At 73.0% G+C, this 22,992-nt stretch carries 20 protein-coding genes; 14 read left to right on the top strand and 6 right to left on the bottom strand.

Annotation, left to right across the window (positions count from 1 at the left end; genetic code table 11):
• Positions 1-44: 44 nt before the first annotated feature.
• Both Acy02nite_RS08335 and Acy02nite_RS08330 read right to left on the bottom strand, forming a co-directional pair.
• Complete coding sequence (locus Acy02nite_RS08335; protein ID WP_203739244.1) at positions 45-755, bottom strand: anti-sigma factor; 711 nt, start codon at positions 753-755, stop codon at positions 45-47.
• The gene (locus Acy02nite_RS08330) at positions 709-1,287 is read right to left on the bottom strand and encodes an RNA polymerase sigma factor (protein WP_203739243.1); all 579 of its coding nucleotides are present in this window, start codon (positions 1,285-1,287) and stop codon (positions 709-711) included. Before Acy02nite_RS08330 ends, Acy02nite_RS08335 begins: the two co-directional genes overlap by 47 nt.
• Positions 1,288-1,403: 116 nt before the next feature.
• Here Acy02nite_RS08330 and Acy02nite_RS08325 point away from each other — a divergent pair, with 116 nt between their 5' ends.
• From Acy02nite_RS08325 to Acy02nite_RS08300, 6 genes are all read left to right on the top strand, one after another.
• The gene (locus tag Acy02nite_RS08325; RefSeq protein WP_203739242.1) at positions 1,404-2,837 is read left to right on the top strand and encodes an MFS transporter; all 1,434 of its coding nucleotides are present in this window, start codon (positions 1,404-1,406) and stop codon (positions 2,835-2,837) included.
• A 141-nt stretch (positions 2,838-2,978) separates the two neighbouring features.
• On the top strand, positions 2,979-4,115 hold the full coding sequence (locus Acy02nite_RS08320; RefSeq protein WP_203739241.1) for an alpha/beta hydrolase: 1,137 nt from the start codon (positions 2,979-2,981) through the stop codon (positions 4,113-4,115).
• Positions 4,116-4,140: 25 nt separating this feature from the next.
• Positions 4,141-5,313: a sensor histidine kinase gene (locus tag Acy02nite_RS08315; protein ID WP_203739240.1), complete on the top strand. Its 1,173-nt coding sequence runs from the start codon at positions 4,141-4,143 to the stop codon at positions 5,311-5,313.
• Positions 5,310-5,966: a response regulator gene (locus tag Acy02nite_RS08310; RefSeq protein WP_203739239.1), complete on the top strand. Its 657-nt coding sequence runs from the start codon at positions 5,310-5,312 to the stop codon at positions 5,964-5,966. The genes Acy02nite_RS08315 and Acy02nite_RS08310 overlap by 4 nt, the downstream gene beginning before the upstream one ends.
• Before the next feature lie 180 nt (positions 5,967-6,146).
• Positions 6,147-7,415, top strand: coding sequence for a sensor domain-containing phosphodiesterase (locus Acy02nite_RS08305; protein ID WP_203739238.1), 1,269 nt, complete (start codon positions 6,147-6,149; stop codon positions 7,413-7,415).
• 101 nt (positions 7,416-7,516) lie between these two features.
• Complete coding sequence (locus Acy02nite_RS08300) at positions 7,517-8,305, top strand: GNAT family N-acetyltransferase (RefSeq protein ID WP_203739237.1); 789 nt, start codon at positions 7,517-7,519, stop codon at positions 8,303-8,305.
• Positions 8,306-8,412: 107 nt separating this feature from the next.
• Here the strand turns inward: Acy02nite_RS08300 and Acy02nite_RS08295 are convergent, their stop codons facing one another.
• A complete protein-coding gene (locus Acy02nite_RS08295; protein WP_203739236.1) occupies positions 8,413-9,123 on the bottom strand; it encodes an alpha/beta fold hydrolase in 711 nt (236 codons plus the stop codon).
• 114 nt (positions 9,124-9,237) lie between these two features.
• Between Acy02nite_RS08295 and Acy02nite_RS08290 the strand changes: the two genes are divergently transcribed.
• From Acy02nite_RS08290 to Acy02nite_RS08280, 3 genes are all read left to right on the top strand, one after another.
• Positions 9,238-9,438 (top strand): hypothetical protein, encoded by a 201-nt coding sequence (locus Acy02nite_RS08290; protein WP_203739235.1) that lies wholly within the window; start codon positions 9,238-9,240, stop codon positions 9,436-9,438.
• Positions 9,439-9,537: 99 nt separating this feature from the next.
• Positions 9,538-10,359: an alpha/beta fold hydrolase gene (locus tag Acy02nite_RS08285; RefSeq protein ID WP_203739234.1), complete on the top strand. Its 822-nt coding sequence runs from the start codon at positions 9,538-9,540 to the stop codon at positions 10,357-10,359.
• Between the two features lie 54 nt (positions 10,360-10,413).
• A complete protein-coding gene (locus tag Acy02nite_RS08280) occupies positions 10,414-11,253 on the top strand; it encodes an alpha/beta fold hydrolase (protein ID WP_203739233.1) in 840 nt (279 codons plus the stop codon).
• 360 nt (positions 11,254-11,613) lie between these two features.
• Here the strand turns inward: Acy02nite_RS08280 and Acy02nite_RS08275 are convergent, their stop codons facing one another.
• Both Acy02nite_RS08275 and Acy02nite_RS08270 read right to left on the bottom strand, forming a co-directional pair.
• On the bottom strand, positions 11,614-14,181 hold the full coding sequence (locus tag Acy02nite_RS08275) for a helix-turn-helix transcriptional regulator (protein ID WP_203739232.1): 2,568 nt from the start codon (positions 14,179-14,181) through the stop codon (positions 11,614-11,616).
• 4 nt (positions 14,182-14,185) lie between these two features.
• Positions 14,186-16,711, bottom strand: coding sequence for a helix-turn-helix transcriptional regulator (locus tag Acy02nite_RS08270; protein ID WP_203739231.1), 2,526 nt, complete (start codon positions 16,709-16,711; stop codon positions 14,186-14,188).
• A 257-nt stretch (positions 16,712-16,968) separates the two neighbouring features.
• On the opposite strand from Acy02nite_RS08270, the gene Acy02nite_RS08265 reads away from it, so the two are divergent.
• Positions 16,969-17,091 (top strand): ribosomal protein bL36, encoded by a 123-nt coding sequence (locus Acy02nite_RS08265; RefSeq protein ID WP_203739230.1) that lies wholly within the window; start codon positions 16,969-16,971, stop codon positions 17,089-17,091.
• Positions 17,092-17,154: 63 nt separating this feature from the next.
• Positions 17,155-18,903: a thiamine pyrophosphate-dependent enzyme gene (locus Acy02nite_RS08260; protein ID WP_203739229.1), complete on the top strand. Its 1,749-nt coding sequence runs from the start codon at positions 17,155-17,157 to the stop codon at positions 18,901-18,903.
• A gap of 21 nt (positions 18,904-18,924) precedes the next feature.
• On the opposite strand, the gene Acy02nite_RS47155 is transcribed toward Acy02nite_RS08260, so the two are convergent.
• Entirely contained in the window at positions 18,925-19,053 is a 129-nt protein-coding gene (locus tag Acy02nite_RS47155) for a hypothetical protein (RefSeq protein ID WP_264653352.1), read from the bottom strand.
• A 184-nt stretch (positions 19,054-19,237) separates the two neighbouring features.
• Here Acy02nite_RS47155 and Acy02nite_RS08255 point away from each other — a divergent pair, with 184 nt between their 5' ends.
• The 3 genes from Acy02nite_RS08255 to Acy02nite_RS08245 all read left to right on the top strand — a co-directional run bounded on the left by Acy02nite_RS08255 (position 19,238) and on the right by Acy02nite_RS08245 (position 22,923).
• On the top strand, positions 19,238-20,212 hold the full coding sequence (locus tag Acy02nite_RS08255) for a glycosyltransferase family 2 protein (RefSeq protein WP_203739228.1): 975 nt from the start codon (positions 19,238-19,240) through the stop codon (positions 20,210-20,212).
• Positions 20,200-21,396, top strand: coding sequence for a mannosyltransferase family protein (locus tag Acy02nite_RS08250; RefSeq protein WP_203739227.1), 1,197 nt, complete (start codon positions 20,200-20,202; stop codon positions 21,394-21,396). The genes Acy02nite_RS08255 and Acy02nite_RS08250 overlap by 13 nt, the downstream gene beginning before the upstream one ends.
• A 132-nt stretch (positions 21,397-21,528) precedes the next feature.
• A complete protein-coding gene (locus Acy02nite_RS08245; RefSeq protein WP_203739226.1) occupies positions 21,529-22,923 on the top strand; it encodes a polysaccharide deacetylase family protein in 1,395 nt (464 codons plus the stop codon).
• Positions 22,924-22,992 lie beyond the last annotated feature (69 nt).

Below are 22,992 nucleotides of genomic sequence, written 5' to 3'. Positions count from 1 at the left end.
GCCACCACCCCGTACTTCGCCCGGCCGGTCGCCCGTGGATGCAGCTATCTCGTGAGAGTTCCGCGCAGCAGGCTGTTGCCGGAGTGCGCGGCGTCGCCGTCGTGCGGCTCGTCGCTGACATCGACCACGCGGTAGCGGTTCAGGTCAGTGCCCGGCGGCAGCGGCAGCACCGCCTCCGGCGTGCCCGGCAGGTTCCCGAGCGCCACCATCTTCCCCGGCTGGTCCGGGTCGAGCAGCCACACCTCGTGGAAACCGGTGGTCAGCGGCAGATTGCGGACGTCGATGCGCAGTTGCCCGTCGGCGAGGACCAGCGCGTCACCGCCCGCGCTCGCCGGCACCGTCGCCAGCGGGTTCAACGTGGCCCGGGCGGTCACCTGCTCGTCCGGCGCGCGGCCGGTGAACCTGTCGACGGCCACCGTGCCGGCCACCGCGACGATCGCGGCCGCGGCCGCCGCGAGCACCGGCACCAGCCAGCGGGACCGCGGACGGCGGACACGCGCCCGGTGTTCCGTCAGGTCGGCAACCGGAGCCGGTGCGGCGGCGATGCCCTCCACCACGGCGTGCCAGACGTGTTCCGGCGGCGCGGGCAGGTCCCGCAGGTCCTGCACCTCGGAGCCGATCCCGGCGACGTCCCGCAGGGCCCGCATCTCGTGCCGGCAGTCCGGGCAGGTCGCCAGGTGATCGGATTCGGTCAGCTCCTCGAGTTCTTCAGAGAGCGCGAGAAGAATCAGCCGATCGGGATCCAAGTGCTGCACCGTCCACCTCCCAACGACGTCGCAGGTTCGCCATTCCGCGCCGGATATGGCTCTTGACCGTACCGAGCGGCAGTCCGGTGACCGCCGCTATCTGTGGATGGGTGAGATCGTCGAAGAACGCCAGCTCCAGTGTGCGCCGCTGCTCGGCCGGCAGCCGGTCCAGCTCGTCGGCGACCACGAGCCGGTCGACGATGCGCTCCGGCGTCTCCACGGCCTGCACGGGCGCGGGTTGCGCCCGTACCGTCTCGGCCTTCTTCTCGTCCCGTGCCGCCGATCGCAGGCGGTCGACGGCCTTGCGGCGCGCGATGCCCAGCAGCCAGCCGAGCATGGTGCCACGCTGCGGATCGAAGCTGTCCCGGCCGTTCCACGCCGCCACGAACGTCACCTGGGTGACGTCCTCAGCGTCAGCCCGATTGCCCAGCAGCCGCTGAGCCAGGTAGAGCACGGCGGCGCCGTGCCGCTCGTACGCCACCCGCAGAGCTGCCTGATCGCCGGCGCGCAACCGCCCGGCGAGCTCGTCGTCGGAGCTCATCGACCTCCCTCCCGCACGTAGGTCCTCCCCATGGTTCGCTCCGAGTGGCCCGAATGGTTGCACCTGCGCCACGCCCGCGCGACCACCCGCCGCGCCCGGCGATTATGGTGACGGAAATGGCGGACAACCGAATCGGATTGCGCGGCGACCGGGGCGCGGTCCTGGGCGCGATGATGCTCGCGACCGGCCTCATCGCGATCGACTCGACGATCATCGCGACCGCTGTGCCGTCGGTGGTGGCCGACATCGGCGGCTTCCACGAGTTCCCCTGGCTGTTCTCGATCTACCTGCTCGCGCAGGCCGTGTCGGTGCCGGTCTACGGCAAGCTCAACGACATGTTCGGCCGCAAGCCGGTCATCCTCTTCGGCATCGCGCTCTTCCTGCTCGGCTCGATCTTCTGCGGCGCGGCGTGGAACATCTGGATGCTCATCGCCTTCCGCGTCGTGCAGGGGCTGGGCGCCGGGGCGATCCAGCCCACCACCATCACGATCGTCGGCGACCTCTACTCGGTGCGGGAACGCGCCAAGGTCCAGGGCTACGTCGCCAGCGTCTGGGGCGTCTCCTCGGTCGTCGGCCCCACCCTGGGCGGTGTCTTCAGCGAGTACGTCAGCTGGCGCTGGATCTTCTTCGTGAACATCCCGCTCTGCCTGCTCGCCGCCTGGATGATCATGCGCAAGTTCCACGAGCGCCGGGACCGCGCCCGCCCGGTCATCGACTACCGCGGCTCGGTCCTGCTCACGCTCGGGCTGACGCTGGTCGTCCTCGGCGTCCTCGAGGGCGGTCAGGCCTGGAGCTGGGCTTCTCCGGCGAGTGTGGCGATCCTCGGACTCGGCGCGCTGCTGCTCATCGCCTTCGGATTCACCGAGCGTACGGCGGCCCAGCCCGTCCTGCCGCTCTGGATCTTCCGCCGGCGCCTGCTGGTGATCAGCGGGCAGCTCTCCGTCGGCATCGGCGCCATCCTGATGGCGCTCAGCTCGTACGTGCCGACGTACGCGCAGGAGGCTCTCGGCGCCGGGCCGCTCGTGGCCGGGCTGGCGCTCGCCGCGCTCACCCTGGGCTGGCCGGTCTCGGCGAGCCAGGCGGGCCGGATCTACCTGCGATTCGGCTTCCGGGTGTGCGCGCTGGCCGGCACCGCGCTGGTGTTCGCCGGGTCCGCGCTGCTGCTCCTGCTCGGGCGGCACTCGAGCGTGCTGGAGGTGGCCGGGTTCTGCGCGATCATCGGCCTGGGCATGGGTCTCACCGCGTCACCCACGCTGATCGCGGCACAGTCCAGCGTCGGCTGGTCGGAACGCGGCGTGGTCACGGCGAACAACATCTTCCTGCGCTCGCTGGGCAGCGCCCTCGGCGTGGCGGTGTTCGGCGCGGTCGCGAACGCGGTGCTGGGCTCGGGCGCGGTGACGGCGGCGGGGCTGACCACTGCCGTACATCGGATCTTCATCGGCATCGTGATCGTGGCGGCCGTGATGGTGGTGCTGGCCGCGTTCCTGCCCGGCGTCTCCCGCGAGGAGCAGCCGGTCGGCGAGCCCGCGGCGGCCCCCATGTCGTCCTGATCCGCCGGCGGTGTCCTCCGCGCGGCGGTCCGCCTCCCCCGGAGGTCGCAAGCCGTACTTCCTGCCCGCGCCGGATGTGCGCGCCCCCGCCCCGGCGGCAGGCTCTCAGGTGTCACAACGACACCGATCAAGGGGTACGTCATGCTGGTGAAGAAGATCGCCGCCGCGCTCGCCATCGGCCTGGTGCCGCTCGTGCAGCCGTCCGGCGGCGGAACGAGGATCGTCCATGAGCCCGTGACGATCCCGATGGACGGCGGCTGGCAAGCATCGGGCGAGCTCACCTATCCGAAGGGCGCGAGGGGCCGGCTGCCCGTGGTGGTGCTGCTGCACGGCAGCGGCCGCAACGACATGGACCAGACCCTCGCCCCGGGCGTGGCGACGCTGAAGTCGGTGGCCGAGGCGGTGAACCGCGGCGGCTTCGCGGTGCTGCGCTTCAACAAGCGCGGCGTGGTCGGCGTCGGGCCTAAGCTCAGCGACAACCCCGTCTTCCTGGACTTCGACAAGCCCTACGAGCAGACGGTACGCGACGCGGCCGCGGCCGTCCGGTTCGCCGCGTCCTCGAAGCACGCCGACCCGGCGAGGGTCTTCCTGCTCGGCCACAGCGAGGGCACTCAGGTCGCCGGGAACCTGGTCGCCGACCCGCGCGCGTACGGCATCGCGAAGCCGGCCGGGGTCGTCGCCATGGGCGTGGTCGGTGGCACCCCGCGGGAGATCCTCTACTACCAGGCGGTGGGCCGCACGCTGGGCCAGTTGCACGAGGAGTTCGACGCCGACGGTGACGGCCGCCTGACCCCGGCCGAGGTGACGAACGGCCTGATCGGCCAGCCCGCCGAGGCGGCCGGGCAGTACCGCGCGATCCTGACCGATCCGGCCACCGACGCCGACCACGACGGTGTCCTGGCGATCGACGCGGAGATCGAACCCGTCGTGCACGCCGCTGTCGGCTTCGACCAGTTCCCGAACCTGCCGGGCACGTCCGCGCGCCTCGCCGAGTACATCACCGACCTCACCCGCTTCAAGATCCCGAGCCAGACCCTTCCCCGGTACGACGGTCCGGTGCTCCTGCTGAACGGTCAGACCGACATTCAGACCGTGGTCCGTGGCGCTGTCGTCGCCGACGCCGCGCTCGCCGCGGCCGGCAACCCCGACCACACCCTGATCACGTACCCCGGCGTCAGTCATCTGATGAACGTCACGCCGGAGTACCAGCCGGCGCCCGGCAACCCGGACCCGGCGGTGCTGCGTGACATCACCACCTGGCTTTCCGCACACCGCTGACCGGCCCGGGACGAGGAGCATCGCGATGCGCAGCAGACTGATCCGGGACGGGGTGCCGGCCGTGGCGGCCGTGCCGCTCACCGCGATGCTCCTCTGGCTCGCCGGCCGGGACGGCGTGCCCGGCGTGGACCGCGCGCCCGTCCTGGTGCTGATGACGGCTCAGACGCTGCTGATCTGCCTGCGCCGGGTCAGCCCGCTGTGGTGCGTGACGCTGATGCTGGTGCTGCAGATCGCGATCTCGGCCGCCGCACCGGACGGCACCGGCGTGCGCGGCGCCGGACTCGCCGTCGCGGTCTACACCTGCGGCACGCTGCTGCGGGCGCGCACCGCCATCACCCTCGCGGTGCTCACCGCGGCCGTCGAGATCGGCGGGTACGCCCTGCTGAGCCCGCCTCCGCTGCCCGATCCGGCGCTGGACCTGGCCCGGATCGCGCTGCACCTCACGCTGTCGCTGCTGCTCTACGTCGGCGCCGCGCTGCTCGGCGCGCACGTGAGCATGCGCCGCCGCTACACCGAGGCGGTCGCGGCGCGGGCCGACGCCGACGCGCAGGCGCACCGGGCCAGGACCGAGGCGGTGCTGACCGCCGAACGCGCCCGGACCGCCCGTGAGCTGCACGATGTCGCCGCACATCACCTCACCTCCCTGATCGTGCAGGCGACGCTGGTCGAGCGGCTGCTGGACCGTGACCCGGCGGCGGCCGGGCGGCACGCCGCCGCGGTCCGCGAGGAGGGCCGCAACGCCCTGCACAACCTGCGGAAGATCGTCGGCGCGCTCCGCGACGGCGAGGGCGAGGACCCGCACCTGCCCGACGGCAGCGGCCTTGCGATGATCCACCGGCTGGTGTCCGGCGGCGAGGCCGTGCTGACCGTCGACGGCGAACCCGGCGCCCAGGACCCGGCCGTGGAGCTGGCGCTCTACCGGGTGGCGCAGGAGGCGCTGACCAACGCGCGCGACCACGCGCCCGGCGCACCGGTGACGATCACGCTGGCCTATCGGGAGGCGGGGACGACGATGGAGATCCGTAACGGGCCGGCTGCCCGCCCACCCGTCCAGCGTGACCGCGCGCATCGCGGCTTCGGCCTGCGCGGCATGCGGGAACGTGCCTCGCTGATCGGGGCCGCGCTCGATGCCGGGCCGGCCGGTGACGGCGGCTGGCGCGTCCGGCTCACCGTCCCGCGGGCGGGTGACGACGCGTGATCACCGTGCTGCTCGCCGACGACCAGCCGATGCTGCGCGCCGGGTTCCGCTCCCTCATCGAGATGGCCGACGACATCACGGTGGTGGGTGAGGCCGCCGACGGCCCCGAGGCGGTGCGGATGACCCGCGTGCTCCGGCCCGACGTGGTCTGCATGGACGTGCGCATGCCCGGCGGCGACGGCCTGACCGCGACCGCCGAGATCACCGGCACCCTGGACCCGGCGCCCGAGGTACTGGTACTGACCACCTACGAACTGGACGAGTACGTCTTCGGCGCGCTCGAGGCCGGCGCGAGCGGCTTCCTGCTCAAGGACACCGACGTCGACAGTCTCCTCGACGCGATCCGGCGGCTCGCCGCCGGCGAGGGCATGGTCGACTCCGCGGTCACCCGGCGCGTGATCACCGAGTTCGCCCGCCGCCGGGCCGCCCCGCCGACCGCGACCAGCTCGGACGTGCCGCTCACCGCACGGGAGGCCGAGATCGTCCGGCTGCTGGCCGACGGCCTGTCCAACGCCGAGATCGCCGCCGAACTGGTGGTCGAGATCAGCACCGTGAAGAGCCATCTGAGCCGTGCGATGACCAAGATCGGCGTCCGTGATCGCGTACAGACGGTGGTCTGGGCCTATCGCACCGGTCTGCTCCCCCGCAGGTGAGAACCGCCCGGTCAGCCGCGCGTCGCGGCCCGCGGTGACGCGCTCGACCAGGTCCGTCCGGACCGTCGCCGGTCCGAGGTGCGCCGGCGCCACCCCCGCCGCCGGTGAGCCGGTTCCGCCGGCCCGGATGCTCCTGCCGCTGCCGCTCAAGTCCGCGCGGCGCGTGCCGAAGGGGCTGACATGGGTGTCGTCGATATGCGTCAGGGCCCGGCCGGCGGGTCACAGATCAGCCTGGACGAGGTGCTCAGCGAGGGGCTGCTGCACTGCGTCTACCAGCCTTTCGTCGATGTCGACAGCGGCGCGGTGCTGGCCTTCGAGGCGCTGCTGCGCGGGCCGGCGAACACCGTCTGGCAGTCGCCGATGGAGTTGCTGCACGCCGCCAGCCGTCTCGGCCGGCTCGCCGACCTGGAACGGGCGTCGCTGCGAACGTCGCTGGCCGACGCCGCGGCGTTCTCGCAGGGACGGCCGGTGACCCTGTTCGTCAACGTCGAGCCGACCACGCTGACCCGGCGCCTCGACGTGCTGCTGGAGGCGGTCGCCGACCGCGCCCGGCACGTGCAGGTGGTCGTCGAGATCACCGAGCGGGCGCTCGCCGACGACCTGGCCGGTGTCCTGGCCGGCGCGGAGAAGCTGCGGGCGGCCGGCTGCGCCATCGCCCTGGACGACGTGGGCGTGCACCCCGAGTCGCTCGCTTTCATCCCGCTGCTGCGGCCGGAGGTGGTCAAGCTCGACCTGAAGCTGCTGCGCACCGTCAAGGACCCGGTGACCGTGACGGTGGCCGGCGCGGTGCGCGCCTACGCCGAGCAGGCCGGCGCCGAGGTCGTCGCCGAGGGCATCGAGACCCCGGAGGACCTGACCCGGGCCATGGTGCTGGGCGCCACGCTGGGTCAGGGCTGGCTGTGGGGGCGTGGCGAGCGAGAGTTCACGCCCAGCACGTTCCGGCCCGAACGGTTCGCCGCCCGCCCGATCGGCGCGAGCCTGCGGGCCACCCCGTACGAGTCGGTCGGTGCCGGCCGGCACATCCGGCACGCGCCCAAGCACCTGCTCGTGCCGCTGTCGAAGACGCTGGAACTGATGGCCCAGCAGGCCGCGGTGCCGCCCGTGCTGTTCGCCGCGTTCGAGCACGTCCAGTTCTTCCGTCCGTCGACCGTCCGGCGGTTCACCGATCTGGCCGCCACGCTGCCGTTCGTCGCCGCGTTCGGCGTCGACATGCCGGGCGAGCCGGCGCCCGGGGTCCGCGGCGGCAACCTGGCCGTCCACGACCCGCTGGCCACCGAATGGACCGTCGTGGTCCTCGGCGCGCACACCGCCGCCGCGCTCATGGCCCGCGACCTCGGCGACACCGGGCCGGACGCCGACCGGCAGTTCGAGTTCGTCGTCACCTACGACCGCGCCCTGGTCACGTCGGCCGCGCACGCGATGATCGGACGCCTCACGCCGGGCGGATGACGGCCCTTGGCGGCTGACGGCTCTGGGCAGCAGACGGCGCTGGGCGGCTGACGGCCCGGGCGGGGTGTCCGCCCGGCAGGCTGATCCGGCACGATGTGACCATGGTGGACACCGCGGCCCTGCTGACCGCCTACGACACGCAGATGCGCATGCCACCCGGCGCCGTCCCGGCCGGCGTGCGTCACGAGCACGACGGCCCGCTCCTGCGGATCGTCGGCGGGTACGTGGGGCGTCTCCGGGCGCCGCGCGACGTCGGGGTCAGCGGCGCCCGCCTGGACCGTCTGATCGCCCGCCAGCGCGACTACTTCCAGGCCCGCGGTGAGGGCGTCGAATGGAAGCTGCGGGCCCACGACCTCCCCGCGGAGCTTCCGGAGCGCCTGGTCGCGGCCGGTTTCGTGGCGGAGCGGCCGTCCACGGTGCTGATCGGCGTCGCCGCGGAGGTCGCCGGCGACCCGGTCCTGCCCGGCGGTGTCGAGCTGCGGCAGGTCACGAGCGAGGAGGACCTGCGCCGCGTCGGCGACCACCAGTCGCTGGTGTGGGGCATCGACGGCTCCTGGGTCTCCGGCGACCTCATCTCCCGGGTGGCGGCCGATCCCGGCCAGATCACCGTCCTGGTCGCCGAGGCCGGCGAGCGGATCGTCTGCACCGCGTGGTCGCTGTACCACCCGGGCACCGACTTCGTCGCGCTGCTGGGTGGCACCACGCTGCCGGACTGGCGGCGGCACGGCCTCTACCGCGCGATGCTCGCCGCCCGGGCGCGGGAGGCGGTCGCACGCGGCTTCCGGCTGCTGCACGTGGACGCATCCCCGGACAGCGCGCCCATCCTGCGCCGGGCCGGCTTCCACGAGATCACCACGTCGACGCACTACCACTGGACGCCGCCGCGCTAGCCGAGCCCGCCCGGCGCCGCGCCCCTCGAAGCCGCCCGGCGCCGCGCCCCGTAGCCGGGAACGGCACTGCCCGCGCGATTCGCGCGGGCAGTGGGCGATCACCGTGGTCAGATGGCGGCCAGGGCCTCACGGATGATGTCCGCGACCTCCTTCGGGTGCGACAGCATCACCAGGTGCGACGAGTCGATCTCGGTGACCTTCGCACCGGCGCGCTGGTAGCCGAAGCGCTCCACGTCCGGGTTGATGGTGTGGTCGGAGCTGGACACGACGCCCCAGGACGGCGTCGTCTTCCACGCGGCGACCGGCGCCGGCTCGCCGAACGCGAGCGCGGTGAGCGGGCGCTGCGAGACGGCGAGGATCCGGGCGAGCTCCGGGTCGACGTCGTGGGCGAAGACGGCCGGGAACTTCTCGATGTCGACGGAGACGTCGGTGCCGTCCTCGGCGCCCGGCACCGGGAACTTGGTGTAGACGAGCGCCTGCGCCAGGTCGGAGTCGGGGAAGCCGCCCTGCAGCTGGCCCAGGCTCTCCCCCTCGGCGAGGGCGTAGCCGGAGAGGTAGACCAGGCCCTTCACGTTCTCCTCGGCGCCGGCCACGGTGATGACCGCGCCGCCGTACGAGTGGCCGACCAGCAGCACCGGGCCGTCGAGCTGGCGGACGATCGAGGCGATGTAGGCGGCGTCGCCGGTGAGGCTGCGGTTCGGCACCGCCGGCGCGATGACCTTGATGCCGCTGTTCAGCAGCTCCGGGATCAGCTTGGCGAAGCTGGACGCGTCGGCGAACGCGCCGTGCACGAGGACGACGGTGGGGGTGGCGGACATTGTTGCTCCTTCGATGAGCCGGCCGGGTTACGGGGCAAGCGTGGCCCGCCGCCGGGTCCGTGCCGTCCGTCAACCGACCGCTCGTCCGGGCCCCGGGCGAGTCGTGGGCCACCGGTGATCCGGACCGGCGGCCTGCTCCTCCCCCGGCTCGTCTCGGACTTCACCGGCCGGGACGCCGAGCCGCGCCGGGCCGCCGCGCCACCGATCATCCCGATCAGCGGCGGCCCGGGCGTCAGCAAGACGTCCCTGGCGTTGCACGACCGGATCACCGAGGTGGGCCGCCTTCCGGCCTCGGCGAACCCGGCGCGGCAGTAGAACGGCGGATGCCGCCGCTCGCCGACGGCGGCATCCTTCGACCCGGAGCGATCGATCGCGGGACCGTCCCACGGCACGCACCGGAGGAGAAGCGCAGTCATGCCCTACATCACCACCGACGACGGCACCGAGATCTTCTACAAGGACTGGGGCACCGGCCAGCCGATCATTTTCAGTCACGGCTGGCCGCTCAGCAGCGACGCGTGGGACGTCGAGATGAAGCTGGCCGCGGACAACGGCTTCCGTGCCATCGCGCACGACCGCCGCGGGCACGGCCGGTCGTCGCAGACCTGGTACGGCAACGACATGGACACCTACGCCGCCGACCTGGACGCCCTGGTCCGCGCGCTGGACCTGCGTGACCTCATCGTCGTGGGCCACTCCACCGGCGGCGGCGAGGCGGTCCGGTTCGCGGCCCGGCACGGCGTCGGCCGGGTGGTGAAGGTCGCCACCGTCGGCGCGGTCCCGCCGGTCATGGTGCAGTCCGACACGAACCCCGAGGGCACCCCGATCGAGGCGTTCGACAGCATCCGCGATGCGCTGCTGGCCGACCGCTCGCAGTTCTTCAAGGACCTGTCGGCGCAGTTCTTCGGCACGAACCGGCCCGGCTCGAAGATCTCCCAGGGCCAGCGTGACCAGTTCTGGCGGCTCGGCATGCAGGCCGGCTTCGCCGCGGTTCACGACTGCGTGAAGGCCTTCTCGGAGACCGACTTCACCGAGGACCTGAAGGCGCTCGACGTGCCGGTCTTCATCGCGCAGGGCGACGACGACCAGATCGTCCCGATCGCGGACGCCGCCGAGAAGGCGATCAAGCTGGTCAAAAACGGTCAGCTCAAGGTCTACCCAGGTGCGCCGCACGGCATCGCCGGCCCCTACCAGCAGGAGCTCGACAAGGACCTGCTCGCGTTCTGGCTCAGCTGACCACCGGTGCCGATCAACACCCGTTCCTTCCCGTACGACCGTAGGAGCCATTCCATGTCCCTCCGCATCTCCCGCGTGGCTCTCGTCGGCGCCGTCGCCGCGTCGGTGCTCGCCCTGATCCCGGCCGGCGCCTCCGCCGGTGTCCCCGTCACCGCCACGGCCGCCACCGGCCGGACAGCCGCCGCCAAGCCGACCGTCGTGCTGGTGCACGGCGCGTGGGCGGACGCCTCCGGCTGGAGCGACGTGACCGCCCAGCTGCAGGCCAAGGGCTATCCGGTGATCGCGCCGGCCAACCCGCTGCGCGGCCTCGACGAGGACTCCGACTACCTGAAGAGCTTCCTGTCCACCATCAAGGGCCCGATCGTGCTGGTCGGCCACTCCTACGGCGGCGCGGTGATCACCGACGCGGCCACCGGGAACCCGAACGTCAAGTCGCTCGTCTACATCGCCGCCTACGCCCCGGACGAGGGTGAGACGATCGCCCAGGCCGGTGCGCTCGCCGGCGGTGACAACTCGGTGCTGGTGTCGCACCTGGTCACCCGCCCCTACCCGAACTCCGGCGGATACCTCGACAGCACCGTCGACCCGGAGTGGTTCCCCAAGCTGTTCGCCGCGGACGCCCCGCTGAGCAAGACGAGGCTGATGGCCACCCAGCAGCGGCCGCTGTCGACCCTCGCGTTCACGGGCAAGACCGGGGTGCCGGCCTGGAAGTCGATCCCGTCGTACTACCTCGTGTCGCTCGACGACCAGACGATCCCGCCGGTCGCCGAGAAGGCCATGGCGGCCCGCGCCGCCAAGGGGCACACCGTCGAGATCCACAGCTCGCACGCCGCGATGGTCGCGCACCCCGCCACCGTCACCAGCCTCATCGTGCGGGCGGCCCGCGCTTCCTGAGCCCCTTCCCCCGGGCGGGCCAGGAGGTCTGCGCTTCCTGAGCGCCTTCCCGCAGGTGAGCCGGGCGGTGACTCGTCGTCGGACGAGACGCCGCCCGGCTCCGCCGTACGCGGGACATCGTCTTCGGGAAAGTGCTCCCAGGAGCCACTCCGCGCTCGGCGAGAGCGGGAGTCAGGCCAGAGCGTGGCGAGGCGTCCGCCGAGGTCAGCGCGGCGGAGGCGGCCCGTGCCCGGGGCACCGGCCGGCTCGGATCGTGGCCCCGGCGATCTCACCGATCCACCCGCCACGCCCGGCGATCTCACGGATTCGCCGCGCCGCACGACCACCCACCGGTCCACTCCACCGCGCCGCACGACCACCTCACCGATTCGCCGTGCCGCCGAGCGGTGCCGCCGTGAGTTCGTGCCGGCTCGCGATGCCCACTTTGCGGTAGATGCGGGACAGGTGGGTGCTGACCGTTCGCGCGGAGATGAACAGCTGCTCGGCGATCGCCCGGTTGCTCAGCCCCTGCACGGCCAGCGCCGCCACCTGCTGCTCCTGGGACGTCAGCGCGCCGACCGGCAGTGGCTGCCCGCCCGGCTGCCGGGAGCCGGTGCCGACGGTGCTCTCCCGGGCGGCGATCTCGGCGAGGTTCACGGCACCCAGCTCGGTGAAGATCCGCTCGGCGCGGGCCAGGGCCTCCCGGGCCTCGCGCGGGCCGCGGTTGCGGCGCAGCCAGACGCCGTGGTGCAGGTGCGCGAGGGCATGCTCGTACGGCCATTCGGGCCCGGCCGGGTCCCCGGTCGCGCGCCGGAAGTGTTGCTCGGCGTCCTGCTCGGCGCCGAGCAGCGCCTCGGCCAGGTGCAGCAGGATCGTCATCCGGGCGCTCGGCCGGCTGCCCTGCGCGTGCCGCACCTCGTCGAGCACCGTGCGCGCGTCCTCGGCCCGGTCGCAGCGGACGGCGGCGCCGGCCAGGTCGGCGATGGCGCGCGGCGAGAGGTAGGGGTGCGCCGGGCATCCGTCCACGTCGAACATCGACCGCAGGTAGCGGTAGCCGGTGTCGTGGTCGCCGGCGCCGATCGACGCGAGCCCGGCGGCGTGCAGCAGGCGCATGTGGGCCGGCAGGTTCGAGCGGGCGTCGAAGCGTGCCCACGTCTCCCGGGCCAGGGTCAGCGCCCGCTCGTGCTCCCCGCGCCGCGCGTGCACCAGGGCGCGCAGGGCGGCCAGCCCGGTTCTGAGCGTGGGCAACGGGTCGACCAGGTCGGTGCCGGCATACTCGGCGGCCAGGTCCCACTCGCCGACGTCTATCAGGCTGTGGACCAGCGCGAGCAGCAGGCCGAAGCTGGGCGACGGGGTCCGCTCGGCCAGCTCGCCGGTCAGTCCCAGCCGCAGCGCCCGGACAGCGATCGCCGATCGGTCCTCGATCCAGGCGATCATTCCCAGCCGGGCGAGGCGCGTCCGCCCCTGCGGGGTCAGCGGTGTCCCCGGTGGCGGGATGCTGACGCTGTCACAGAGTTGCCGGCCGGGGTGACGACTCAGGTCGAGGACCGTCCGGACGAGAGCGGCCGCCACCTGGTCGGTGGCCGGATCAGCGGCCTCCAGCAGCGGGACCAGGGCGAGCCGGTGCTCCTCGGCGCCGGTCAGCCACGCCAGCATCGCCGCGTTGACGGCCAGGTTGAGTGCCTGATGAGGATCGGTCATCGGGCCGGCCCGATGGGCAGCGATGATCATGCCGTACGCCTCGTGGTGCCGCCCGGCCCACACCATCGCCGAGGCCGCCGGCCGAACCGCTTCGGCCAGCACGTCCGGGTCGTCGGTCAGATGCCAGATCCGGGCGAGCAACTCGGCGACCCAGGCGGTGTCCCGCAGGTCCCGGGCGTCGGTGATGGCCCGGGTCAGGCGCCGGGCCGCGCTCGGCCGCGAGCCGGACCGTTGCGTCGCCTGCTGCATGGCGACGGTCGCCCGGAACAGGTCGCCACGGCTGCGGAAGATCGTCGCGGCGGCCTCCAGCGCGGCCGCCGTGCGCTCGTCGGGGCCCGGGTCGGCCGCGGCCAGTTGCAGCGCCTGGTGCTCCGGATAGGCCGACAGGGCCACGGCGAGTTGCTGATGCGTACGCCGTCGCAGGTGAGCCGGGGCAGCCCGGTAGACCGCCTCGGCCACGAGCGGGTGGGTGAACGCCACCCCGTCGCCGGTGAACGTCACGAGCCCCGCCGCGCACGCCGGCTCCCACCCGTCACCGGGCCCGGTGAAGATCAGGGCGGGATCCGTGGGCAGCATCGACGCCGCTCGCAGGAGAAGCGTGCGGGTGGCGCCGGGCAGCGGGTCCAGCGCGGCGCGGAACTCGGCGAGCAGCCCACCGGGCGGGGCGTCGCCGCTCAGTTCCAGCAGCGCGGCCGGGTTGCCGGCGGCACGGTGCAGGATCTCGGCACGGGTGCCCGGGGTCAGGTTCCCGGCCTGCTCGGCGAGCAGGCGAACAGCGTCCTCGCGGCCCAGCGGGAGCAGCTCCAGGGTCTCGCCGCCACTCGGTGACCGGCTCGCGCCCAGGACGGTGACGCCGCGCACGGACGCGAGGTCCACGAGGAGGTGCGAGGTCGGCTCGTCGAGCTCGTGGAGGTCGTCCGCGACGAGCAGGACCGGGGCGGTGGTGGCGAGATCGGCGATCACCGACCGTACGCGCAGATGGGCTTGATCGTGATCGGCGATGGCCGGATCGTGGCCGGCGCCCAGGAGCAGCTGACGCAGTGGGCGCCGCCGGTCGGGGCTGCCCTGCAGGGTGAGCACGCGCCGGCCGCCGGTCTGGCGGGCCATCCGGGTGGCCGCGGCCAGCAGCGAGGACTTGCCGCAGCCGCGGTCGCCGGTGACGACCAGCATCGTGGCGGCGGCCGGGGCGCCCCGCACCAGGTCACGGAGGTGGGCGAGTTCGGCGTCGCGTCCGATCAGGGTGCGCATCGGCTCAGCCTCCGGTCTCGATCAGCGTGCGCAACTGGTGGCGGGTGCCCACGCCGAGCTCGGCGTAGATGCGGTACAGGTGGGAGCCGACAGTGCGCGGCGACAGGAACAGCCGCTCGGCGATCTGCCGGTTGGTCATGCCGGCGGCCGCCATCCGCGCGATCATCTGCTTCTGCGCCGTCAGCTCGGTGAACGCGTCCGGCCGCGGCGCCGGATCGCCGGCCGGTCGCAGCCCGATCGGCAAACTCCGGCGGGCCTGGTCGGCGTGCGCGTGGGCGCCGAGCCGCAGGAAGACGTCGCGGGCCGCGAGCAGATGCGCCCGGGCCTCGTGCGTCCGGCGCCGTCCCCGCAGCCACAGGCCGTAGTTCAGTTGCGCCTCGGCGAACTCGAGCGGCCAGCGCAGGGCCCGCTCCGGGTCCTCGATGGCGTCCTCGAACAGCGGGCCGGCCCGCTCGGTCTCGTCGAGCAGCGCGCCCGCGTGGGCGAGCAGCATCGTCATCCGCGTCGTCGGGGCGGGACCGGCGACGGCCCGGCACCGGTCGAGGATGCGCTGCCCGTCGGCCAGGTGACCGGTCCGGGCCGCGGTCATCGCCAGCTGCGGCAGGGAGCGCGGCCCGAAGAAGAAGTGCTGCGGCTCGCCGTCCTCGTCGAACATGCGGCGGAAATGCGAGTACGCCCGGGGGTGGTCGCCGGCCGCCAGAGCGGTCAGGCCGGCCGCGCGCTGCGTCAGGGTCTCGATCTCGGAAGTGCCGGTGAGCAGCGGCAACGGGTCCGGCTCGGCGGCCGGGCCGGCGCCGCGCAGCGCCCGCAGGATCGTCCGGAACACCGGGACGAACACCCGCAGCACCGGCACGCTCTGCACGGCCGCCAGGCGTTCCGCCTCGTCCAGCCGCGACGCCGCGTCCGCCCACCGCCCGCTGTCGATCATCGCCAGGATCATCAGGTGACACGAGGAGACGGCCGAGCCGATCCCGTCCGACCGGGCGCTCGCGTCGAACACGACACGCAGGTCGTTGGCCGCCCGCGGCGAGTCGTCGCGCAGGAACGCCATCGTGCCGGTGAACGCCATGTGCAACAGGTCGGCGGGTCGCGACCCGGCCGGACGCGGATAGTCGACGGATTGGCCGTGCCGGCCCGGGTTGCTGACCGCCAGGACGGCGGCGCGGATGACCGTGTCGTCCAGCGGCGGGATCAGCTCCCGGCCCGGCGGCGGGGAGTCGTCGTCACCGGCCCTGGCCAGCAGGTGCGGCAGGTGCTCCCGGTGGGCGGCCGCCCCGGAGTAGAACGCGGCGTTCGCGGCGACGAAGGCGAGCATCAGGGTCACCCGGCGGTCCCGCGGGCCGCGGCGGATCGCCCGGGCCGCGAGCTCGAACGCGGGCCACGGCTGCACCGTGTGGACCAGGGAGAACGCCGCGCCGTACGCCGCGACCCCGGCGGCGTCGGGATCCGGGTCGGCGTCCGCGGCCCGGCCGTACAGCTCGATCGCCCACTCGGGATGACCGCTGCGGTGGGCGGCGAACGTCGCCCGCGCGTAGCGCAGGGCCGCCTTCTCCCCGGCGCCGCGCTCGGCCGCGGCCTGGAACGCCTCGGCGGCCTGGAAGAAGTCGGTACGCGACATCGCCGCCTCGGCCGCCGCCTCCAGCACCGCGGCGACCGGCTCGTCGGTGCCGGTGGTCGACTCCGTCAGGTGCCGGACCCGCCGCTGCGGATCGCCGACGGCCGACGCCAGGCCGTGATGGGCCCGGACGACGTCGCTGACGCTGCGGCCGGCCGCGCAGGCAGCCCGGAGCAGCGGATGCCGGAACCGGACCTGTCCCCGGTGGATGGTGACCAGGCCGGCGCGTTCGGCCGGCTCCCAGTCGCGCAGGTCGGGCGAGCACTGGGCGGCTTCGGTCAGGGTGCCGACGTGCTCGGCGTCGTCGGCCAGCGCGGCGTGCAGCAACAGCCAGCGGGTGGGCGCCGGGAGCGCGCGCACCCGCTGGGTGAACTCGGCGGGCACCTGCCCACCCGGATCGCTGAGGATGCGCAGGGCCAGCGGATTGCCGGCGGCCCGGCGCAGGATGTCGCGGCGGTCCCGGGCTGCGGTCGCCGGGAACTCCGCGTCCAGCAGCCGGGCCGCGTCGTCCTCGGCCAGCGGCCGCAGGTAGAGGCGCTGGACCGCGGACGAGAGCCCGGAGGGGACGGCCTCGTCGCGGGCCGCGGCCAGCAGGGCCACGCGTCCGGTGGAGGCGTGACACACGGTCTCGGTCAGCGACAGCAGAGCCTCCGGGCGCAGGTCGTCGGCGAGCAGCAGCACCGGGCCGTCCCCGGTCAGCTGCTCCAGGACCGTCGCCGACTCCGCGTCGCTGGTGAGGCGCACCGCGCGACGCCCATGCCGCGCGGCGGCCCGCAGCAGCGCGGACTTGCCGACGCCGGCGTCGCCGCAGATCAGGACGCAGGCCGGGCCGTGCTCGGCCATCTCGACGATCGCGGCGAGCTCTGCCAGTTCGCGATCCCGCCCGATGAGCGGGCCATCATCCCGGTCAGGCATCTGTTCTGTGCTTCCTTCTTGCTCCACGCCTTCTTCGAGACATCAGTGGATCACCAAGGGCCTGCCGATCACCACGAAGAAGTCAGGAAACTCACGCCCGTCGCCCTGCGACGGTGAGAGCCGGCCGGAAGCCCGGGCCGCCGTGCTCAGCGCCCCTCTGCCGTGCTCGCGGATCGCCGGGAAATAGCGGTGCGGGCTGCGGCGTTCAGGTGATCGCGCGGCGGAAGCCAACGCCGGCGCGGAAAGAGGTAAACGTCATGAAGGTCCGCAATTCCCTGCGTTCGCTGAAGAGCAAGCCCGGCAGCATCGTCACCCGGCGCCGGGGCCGCCAGGTCGTGATCAACACGAAGAACCCGCGATGGAACGGCCGCCAGGGCTGATCGCCCCGGCAGGTAGGTCATCTGACGGATGACAGCCGTCACGCCGTGCCGCACGCTCGGCCCATGGCAGAAAGCGTCGCGGACGACCTTGTGAGATTGCTGGTCCAGGCCGGAGTGTCCCGGATCTACGGACTGGCCGGTGACAGCCTCAACGCCCTGACCGACGCGGTCCGGCGCAGTGGCGGCGCGGCGGCCGGCGGCATCGACTGGGTGCACGTGCACAACGAGGAGGCCGCCGCGTTCGCCGCGTCCGCCGAGGCCCAGCTGACCGGGCGGCTGGCCGTCTGCGCGGGCAGTTGCGGCCCGGGCAACACCCACCTGGTGCAGGGCGTGATGGACGCGCACCGCTCCGGCGCGCCGGTGCTGGCACTGGCGTCGCACATCGCGACCCGCCAGATCGGTTCCGGCTTCTTCCAGGAGACCCGGCCGGAGGATCTGTTCCGGCAGGCCAGTCACTACTGCGAGCTGGTGTCGGTGCCGGAGCAACTGGGCCGGTGCACCCGTCTGGCGGTGCAGAACGCGGTGGGCCGCGGCGGCGCGTCGGTGCTCGTGCTTCCCGGTGACGTGCTGGCCGCGCGCAGCTCCGGTGACGCCGGTCCGTCCGCCACGGTCACGAGCCGTCCGCGGGTGGTGGCGAGCGCCGGCGAGGTGCGGCAGCTCGCGGCGCGCATCGAGGCGGCCGGCCGGGTCGCCGTCTTCGCCGGGATAGGCTGCGCCGGGGCCCGGGACGAGGTTCTCGAGCTGGCCGATCGGCTGAAGGCGCCGGTCGGGCACACGCTGCGCGGCAAGGACCTGCTGCAGTACGACAATCCGTTCGACGTCGGGATGACCGGACTGCTCGGATACGGTGCGTGCTATCACGCGCTGCACGAGGCGGACCTGGTGCTGCTGCTCGGCACCGATTTCCCGTACGACGACTTCCTCCCCGGCCGTGACACCGTGCAGATCGACGCCGACCCGGCACGGCTGGGCCGCCGGACCCCGCTGGTGCAGGGCCTGGCCGGGGACGTGGGCGAGACCCTGCGCGCGTTGCTGCCCCTGCTGCGGGAACGCACCGACCGCACCTTCCTCGACGCGCAGTTGCGCCGCACCGCCCGGGCGCGGCACGACCTGGACGCGTACCGCACCGCCCGGCACCAGCAGACCCCGATCCACCCGGAGTTCCTGGCCGGGCTGATCGACGAGCTGGCCGCCGGGGACGCGGTGTTCACCGTGGACACCGGCATGTGCTGCACGTGGGCCGCCCGTTACCTGACCCCGAACGGCCGGCGGCGGATCCTCGGCTCGTTCGTGCACGGCTCGATGGCCAACGCCCTGCCGATGGCGATCGGCGCCCAGATCGCCCAGCCCGGCCGGCAGGTGGTCTCGCTCTCCGGCGACGGCGGGCTGGCCATGCTGCTCGGCGAGTTGCTGACCATCAAGACGCACGGCCTGCCGACGAAGGTCGTGGTGTTCAACAACTCCAGCCTGGGCATGGTCCGGCTGGAGATGCTGGTCGCCGGTGACCCGCCGTTCGGCACCGACCACGACCCGGTCGACTACGCGGCGATCGCGGCGCCGATGGGCTTCCACACCCGGCGGGTCACCGACCCTGCCGACCTGCGCGCCGCCCTCACCGAGACGTTCGCCCACGACGGGCCGGCGCTGCTCGACGTGGTCACCACCAGGGACGCCCTGGAGGTTCCCTCGCACGTCACGCTCGCGGAGGCGCGGGGGTTCGCCCTGGGTCTGGGCCGCACCGTCCTGGCGGGCCGGATCGGTGACGCGCTGAGCATCGCCGAGGCCAACCTCCGCACCATCCCGCGCCCCTGACCACCACGCACAGCCGCCGGATCAGGCGTTGTCCCGGGCGGTCCGGCCGTCCTGCTCGCCGGCCCGTGACCAGGACGGGCCGGCCAGGGTGGCGAGCAGCGTCAGGGCGGCGCCGGAGCGTGCTGGCCGCCACCACGCGCTCCGGCGCACCGGCCTGTCCCTGACCGGCTGCGACGCGCCCCGGGTTGCACGGGATCCGAGGGTGAGACATACAACTCTGTGAGTCGGCTGTGTGTCTCCCCTGAATGTGCCATGCCTGTCGGAACACCGGCAGAATCGGTCTCCGGCTCGGCCAGCATCCCCGCGGTAACCGATCTACGAGGGGAGCCCGGAGATGGGTAGCGAGGCGCCACGACTGAGCGTTGTCGTACCGGTTTTCAACGAGGAGGAGGTGCTGCCGCTCTTCGCCGAACGGGTGCGTCCCGTGCTCGACGGTCTTCTCGTGCCGTACGAGGTCGTCGCCGTCGACGACGGCAGCCGGGACAGCACCCCCATCGTGCTCGACTGGCTGCGCCGCCGGTGGCCGGAGCTGCGGGTGGTCCGGTTGCGGCGCAACAGCGGGCACCAGAACGCGCTCACCGCCGGCCTGCGTCGCGCCCGCGGGGCGTACGTCGTGAGCATCGACGTCGACCTGCAGGACCCGCCCGAGGCGATCGGCGACATGCTGCGGCTGGCGCAGGACGCGAACCTGGACGTGGTGCATGGCGTCCGCGCCGACCGCAGCACCGACAGCCCGTTCAAACGCTGGACCGCCGGGCTGTACTACCGGCTGATGCGGCGCGTGGCCGGCACCGCGGTCCCGCACAACGCGGGTGACTTCCGCCTGCTCAGCCGGACCGCCGTCGACGCGCTCACCGAGCTGCCCGAGCAGCTGCCGGTCTACCGCCTGCTGGTGCCGTGGCTGGGTCTGCCCAGCGGCGAGGTCACCTACACGCGGGAGGAGCGAGCCGCGGGCCGCTCGAAGTACCCGCTCGCCAAGATGATCCGGCTGGCCCTGGACAGTGTCGTCGGCTTCTCGGCCGCGCCGCTGCGGGTCGCGACCTGGCTGGGGGTGCTCGGCATCGCGCTCTGCGGGGTGCTGGCGCTCGCCGGCGGGGCGGCCTACCTGTCCGGCAACGTCGTGCCCGGGTGGACGTCGCTGCTCGTCGCGGTGCTGTTCCTGGGCGCGTTGCAACTGCTCTGCCTGGGGTTGCTCGGCGAGTACGTGGCGCGCATCTTCACCACGCTGCAGGGCCGTCCCGCGTACGTCGTGGCGTTCGATTCCGTATCCGAGAACGAGTCGATCGAGGACGTGCTGTGCCAGCTCTGATCGAGGACACCACGGCGACCCGGATCGCCGTACCGGAGGAACTGCTCGAATCTTCCCGGCGCCCCTGGCACGCGGCCCTGCGCGCGGCTCTGGCGGTGTGGGCGGTGTTCACCGTGACGCACCTGGCGGTGAGCGCGCTGGCGTGGCTGCCGCGCGGAGGGAAGGCGCCGGAGCTGTGGACCATGGTGCTGGGCTGGAACAGCTGGGATGCCGGCCATTACGTGCGCATCGCGGAGAGCGGTTACCACCTGGGTCCGGGCTTCCCGGCGTTCTTCCCGCTGTTCCCGCTGCTGGTGCACGTGGTGAATCCGGTGCTGCCCGGTGACGGAGTGGTCGCGGCGCTGGTCGTCGCCAACCTCTGCGCGTACGGCGCCCTGGCCGTTCTGCATCGGCTCGCCGAGCACGAGTTCGGGCCGCGGGTGGCCCAGCGCGCCACCTGGTACCTGGCCGCGTTCCCGATGGGGTTCTTCCTGTTCATCGGCTACAACGAGTCGCTGTTCCTGCTCCTGGCCGTCGGCGCGCTGTACGCCGGCCGGCGCGGGCACTGGTGGGTGGCCGGGGCACTTGGCGCGCTGTCGTCCGCGACGCGGCTCTTCGGGCTGCTGCTGGTGGCGCCGCTGGCGATCGAGTACCTGCGGCAGCGGGGCTGGCAGCCCCGGCGGATCCGGGCCGACGTGCTGAGCCTGGCGCTGGTGCCGCTCGGGGTGGTGGCCTACAGCGTGTACTGCGCGATCGAGCTCGGCAATCCGCTGGCGTTCAGCGTCGCGCAGGACCAGTGGGGGCGGCGGTACACGGTCCCGGGCGGGGCCTGGGTCACCGCCGTACAGCAGATGGGCGGGCCCTTGGAGACGTCGACGCTGGGCGCGCTCGTGGACGCGGGCACGACCCTGGTCGCGGTGGTGCTGCTGGTGCTCGCCGTGGCGGGGCCGTGGAAGTTCCGGCGCGACCAGCTCTACCTGGTCGTGCAGGGTGCCCTGACCCTGATCCTGCTGATGTCGACCGAGGTCGGCGGCCGGTCGATGCAGTCCGCGGCGCGGTATGCGATGGAGGCGGTGGCGATCCTGCTGGTGCTGGCGCGCATCGGCGCCCGGCCGGCCGTCGACCGGGCGGTGCTGGTGATCGGGGTGTCGCTGCACGCCGTGTTCCTGGTGGTTTTCATGTCGGGACGATTTCTCGTCGCCTGAGTTTGATCGATAAATGTCATCCTTTCGGTTGAAATTGACCGGGAGTGATAGCGTCGCCCGCTGGTGAGCCGGGTTCACGTACCGGCCGCCGCGGCGCCGATGGGGAGGCAACTGATGTCCGACGAGTCCAGGGTGACGAAACCTGGAGAAGGCCCGTCCGAGCAGGCAAAAGACGCCGGGACACCGGATGAGGCCACCGTCGCGATCCCGGCCGCCGGCACCGCGGACGAGGTGACGGAGGCGATCCCGGCCGACGAACCCACCACGGTGATTCCGGCCGACGAACCCACCGCGGTGGTCACCGCCGACGAACCCACCGCGACGATCCCGGCAGACGAGCCCACCGCGGCTGTCCGGGACGAGAACCCGGCGGACGAGGCCACCACGGTGATTCCGGCCGGGGTCGGGGCGGACGAGCCCACCGAGGCGATGACGGCCGATTCGACGTCGGACGAGACGACCACGGTGATGCGGGCCGGAACGTCGTCCGACGAGGCGACGACGGCGATTCCGGTCGGCACCCCACCGGACGAGGCGACGATCGCGATCTCCGCCGCGGACGAGGCGACGACTCCTTTCCGGGCCGTCACCCCGCAGGAAGAGGCGACGATCGCCATCCCCGCGGCGATGGCCTCGAGGAGCGTCCCGGCGCAACCGGCCTTCGCTCCCGTGCAGCCCGCTCCCGCTCCCGCACCGGCACAGCCGGGCGGCTCCCGCTTGACCCGCCGCCGGCTCATCCTCGGCCTTTCCGGCGCGGCGGGCGTGGCGCTGACCGCGACCGCCATCGCCGTCAACGCCGGCGACGACGACTCCGGGAAGGACGCCGCGAAGCCCACCCCGGCGCAACCGGCCGTCGTCACGTCGCGGGCCCCGGAGAGCGCGACCGTGACCGCGTCACCGATCCCGGTGCAGCGCAAGCCGATCTCCACGCTCGCCGAGTACGCGAAGGCCACCGGCGGCCAGGCGTTCCCCACCGACGCGATCGCGCTGACGATCGACGACGGCCCGCACCCGATCTGGACGCCGAAGATCCTGCAACTGCTGGAGAGGTACCACGTCCCGGCGATGTTCTGCATGATCGGCAATCAGGTGCTCGGCCACGAGACCGTCGCCAAGATGGTCACCGGCGACGGCCACCAACTGGCCAACCACACCTGGAGCCACCCCACGAAACTGGGGGCCAAGCCGAGCCGGGTCGCCCGCAAGGAGTTGCAGAAAGCCCAGGCGAAGATCAGCCAGACGACGGGGTACGTGCCCAAGCTGTTCCGTTCGCCCGGCGGTGACTGGTCCCCCCAGTTGCTGAAGGACGTCGCGCACGCCGGCCTGCTCCCGCTGGACTGGAGCAACGACCCGCGCGACTGGACCACGCCCGGCGCCACCACGATCGAGCACCGGATGCTGGCCGCCAAGCCGGGTCAGATCCTGCTCTGCCACGACGGCGGCGGTGATCGTTCACAGACGTACCAGGCGCTCAGCGTCGTGATCCCCGCCCTGAAGGCCCGCGGTCTCCAGTTCGTCGCGCTCTAGGAACCGCGTTCTTCTCCCGGTCGGCAACACGCCGGCCGGGTCTTCGCGGCGGACGTTCTCGCGTTCGTG

Source organism: Actinoplanes cyaneus (assembly GCF_016862095.1).
GTDB lineage: Bacteria > Actinomycetota > Actinomycetes > Mycobacteriales > Micromonosporaceae > Actinoplanes > Actinoplanes cyaneus.
This window is presented reverse-complemented; position numbering and strand designations above follow the sequence as displayed.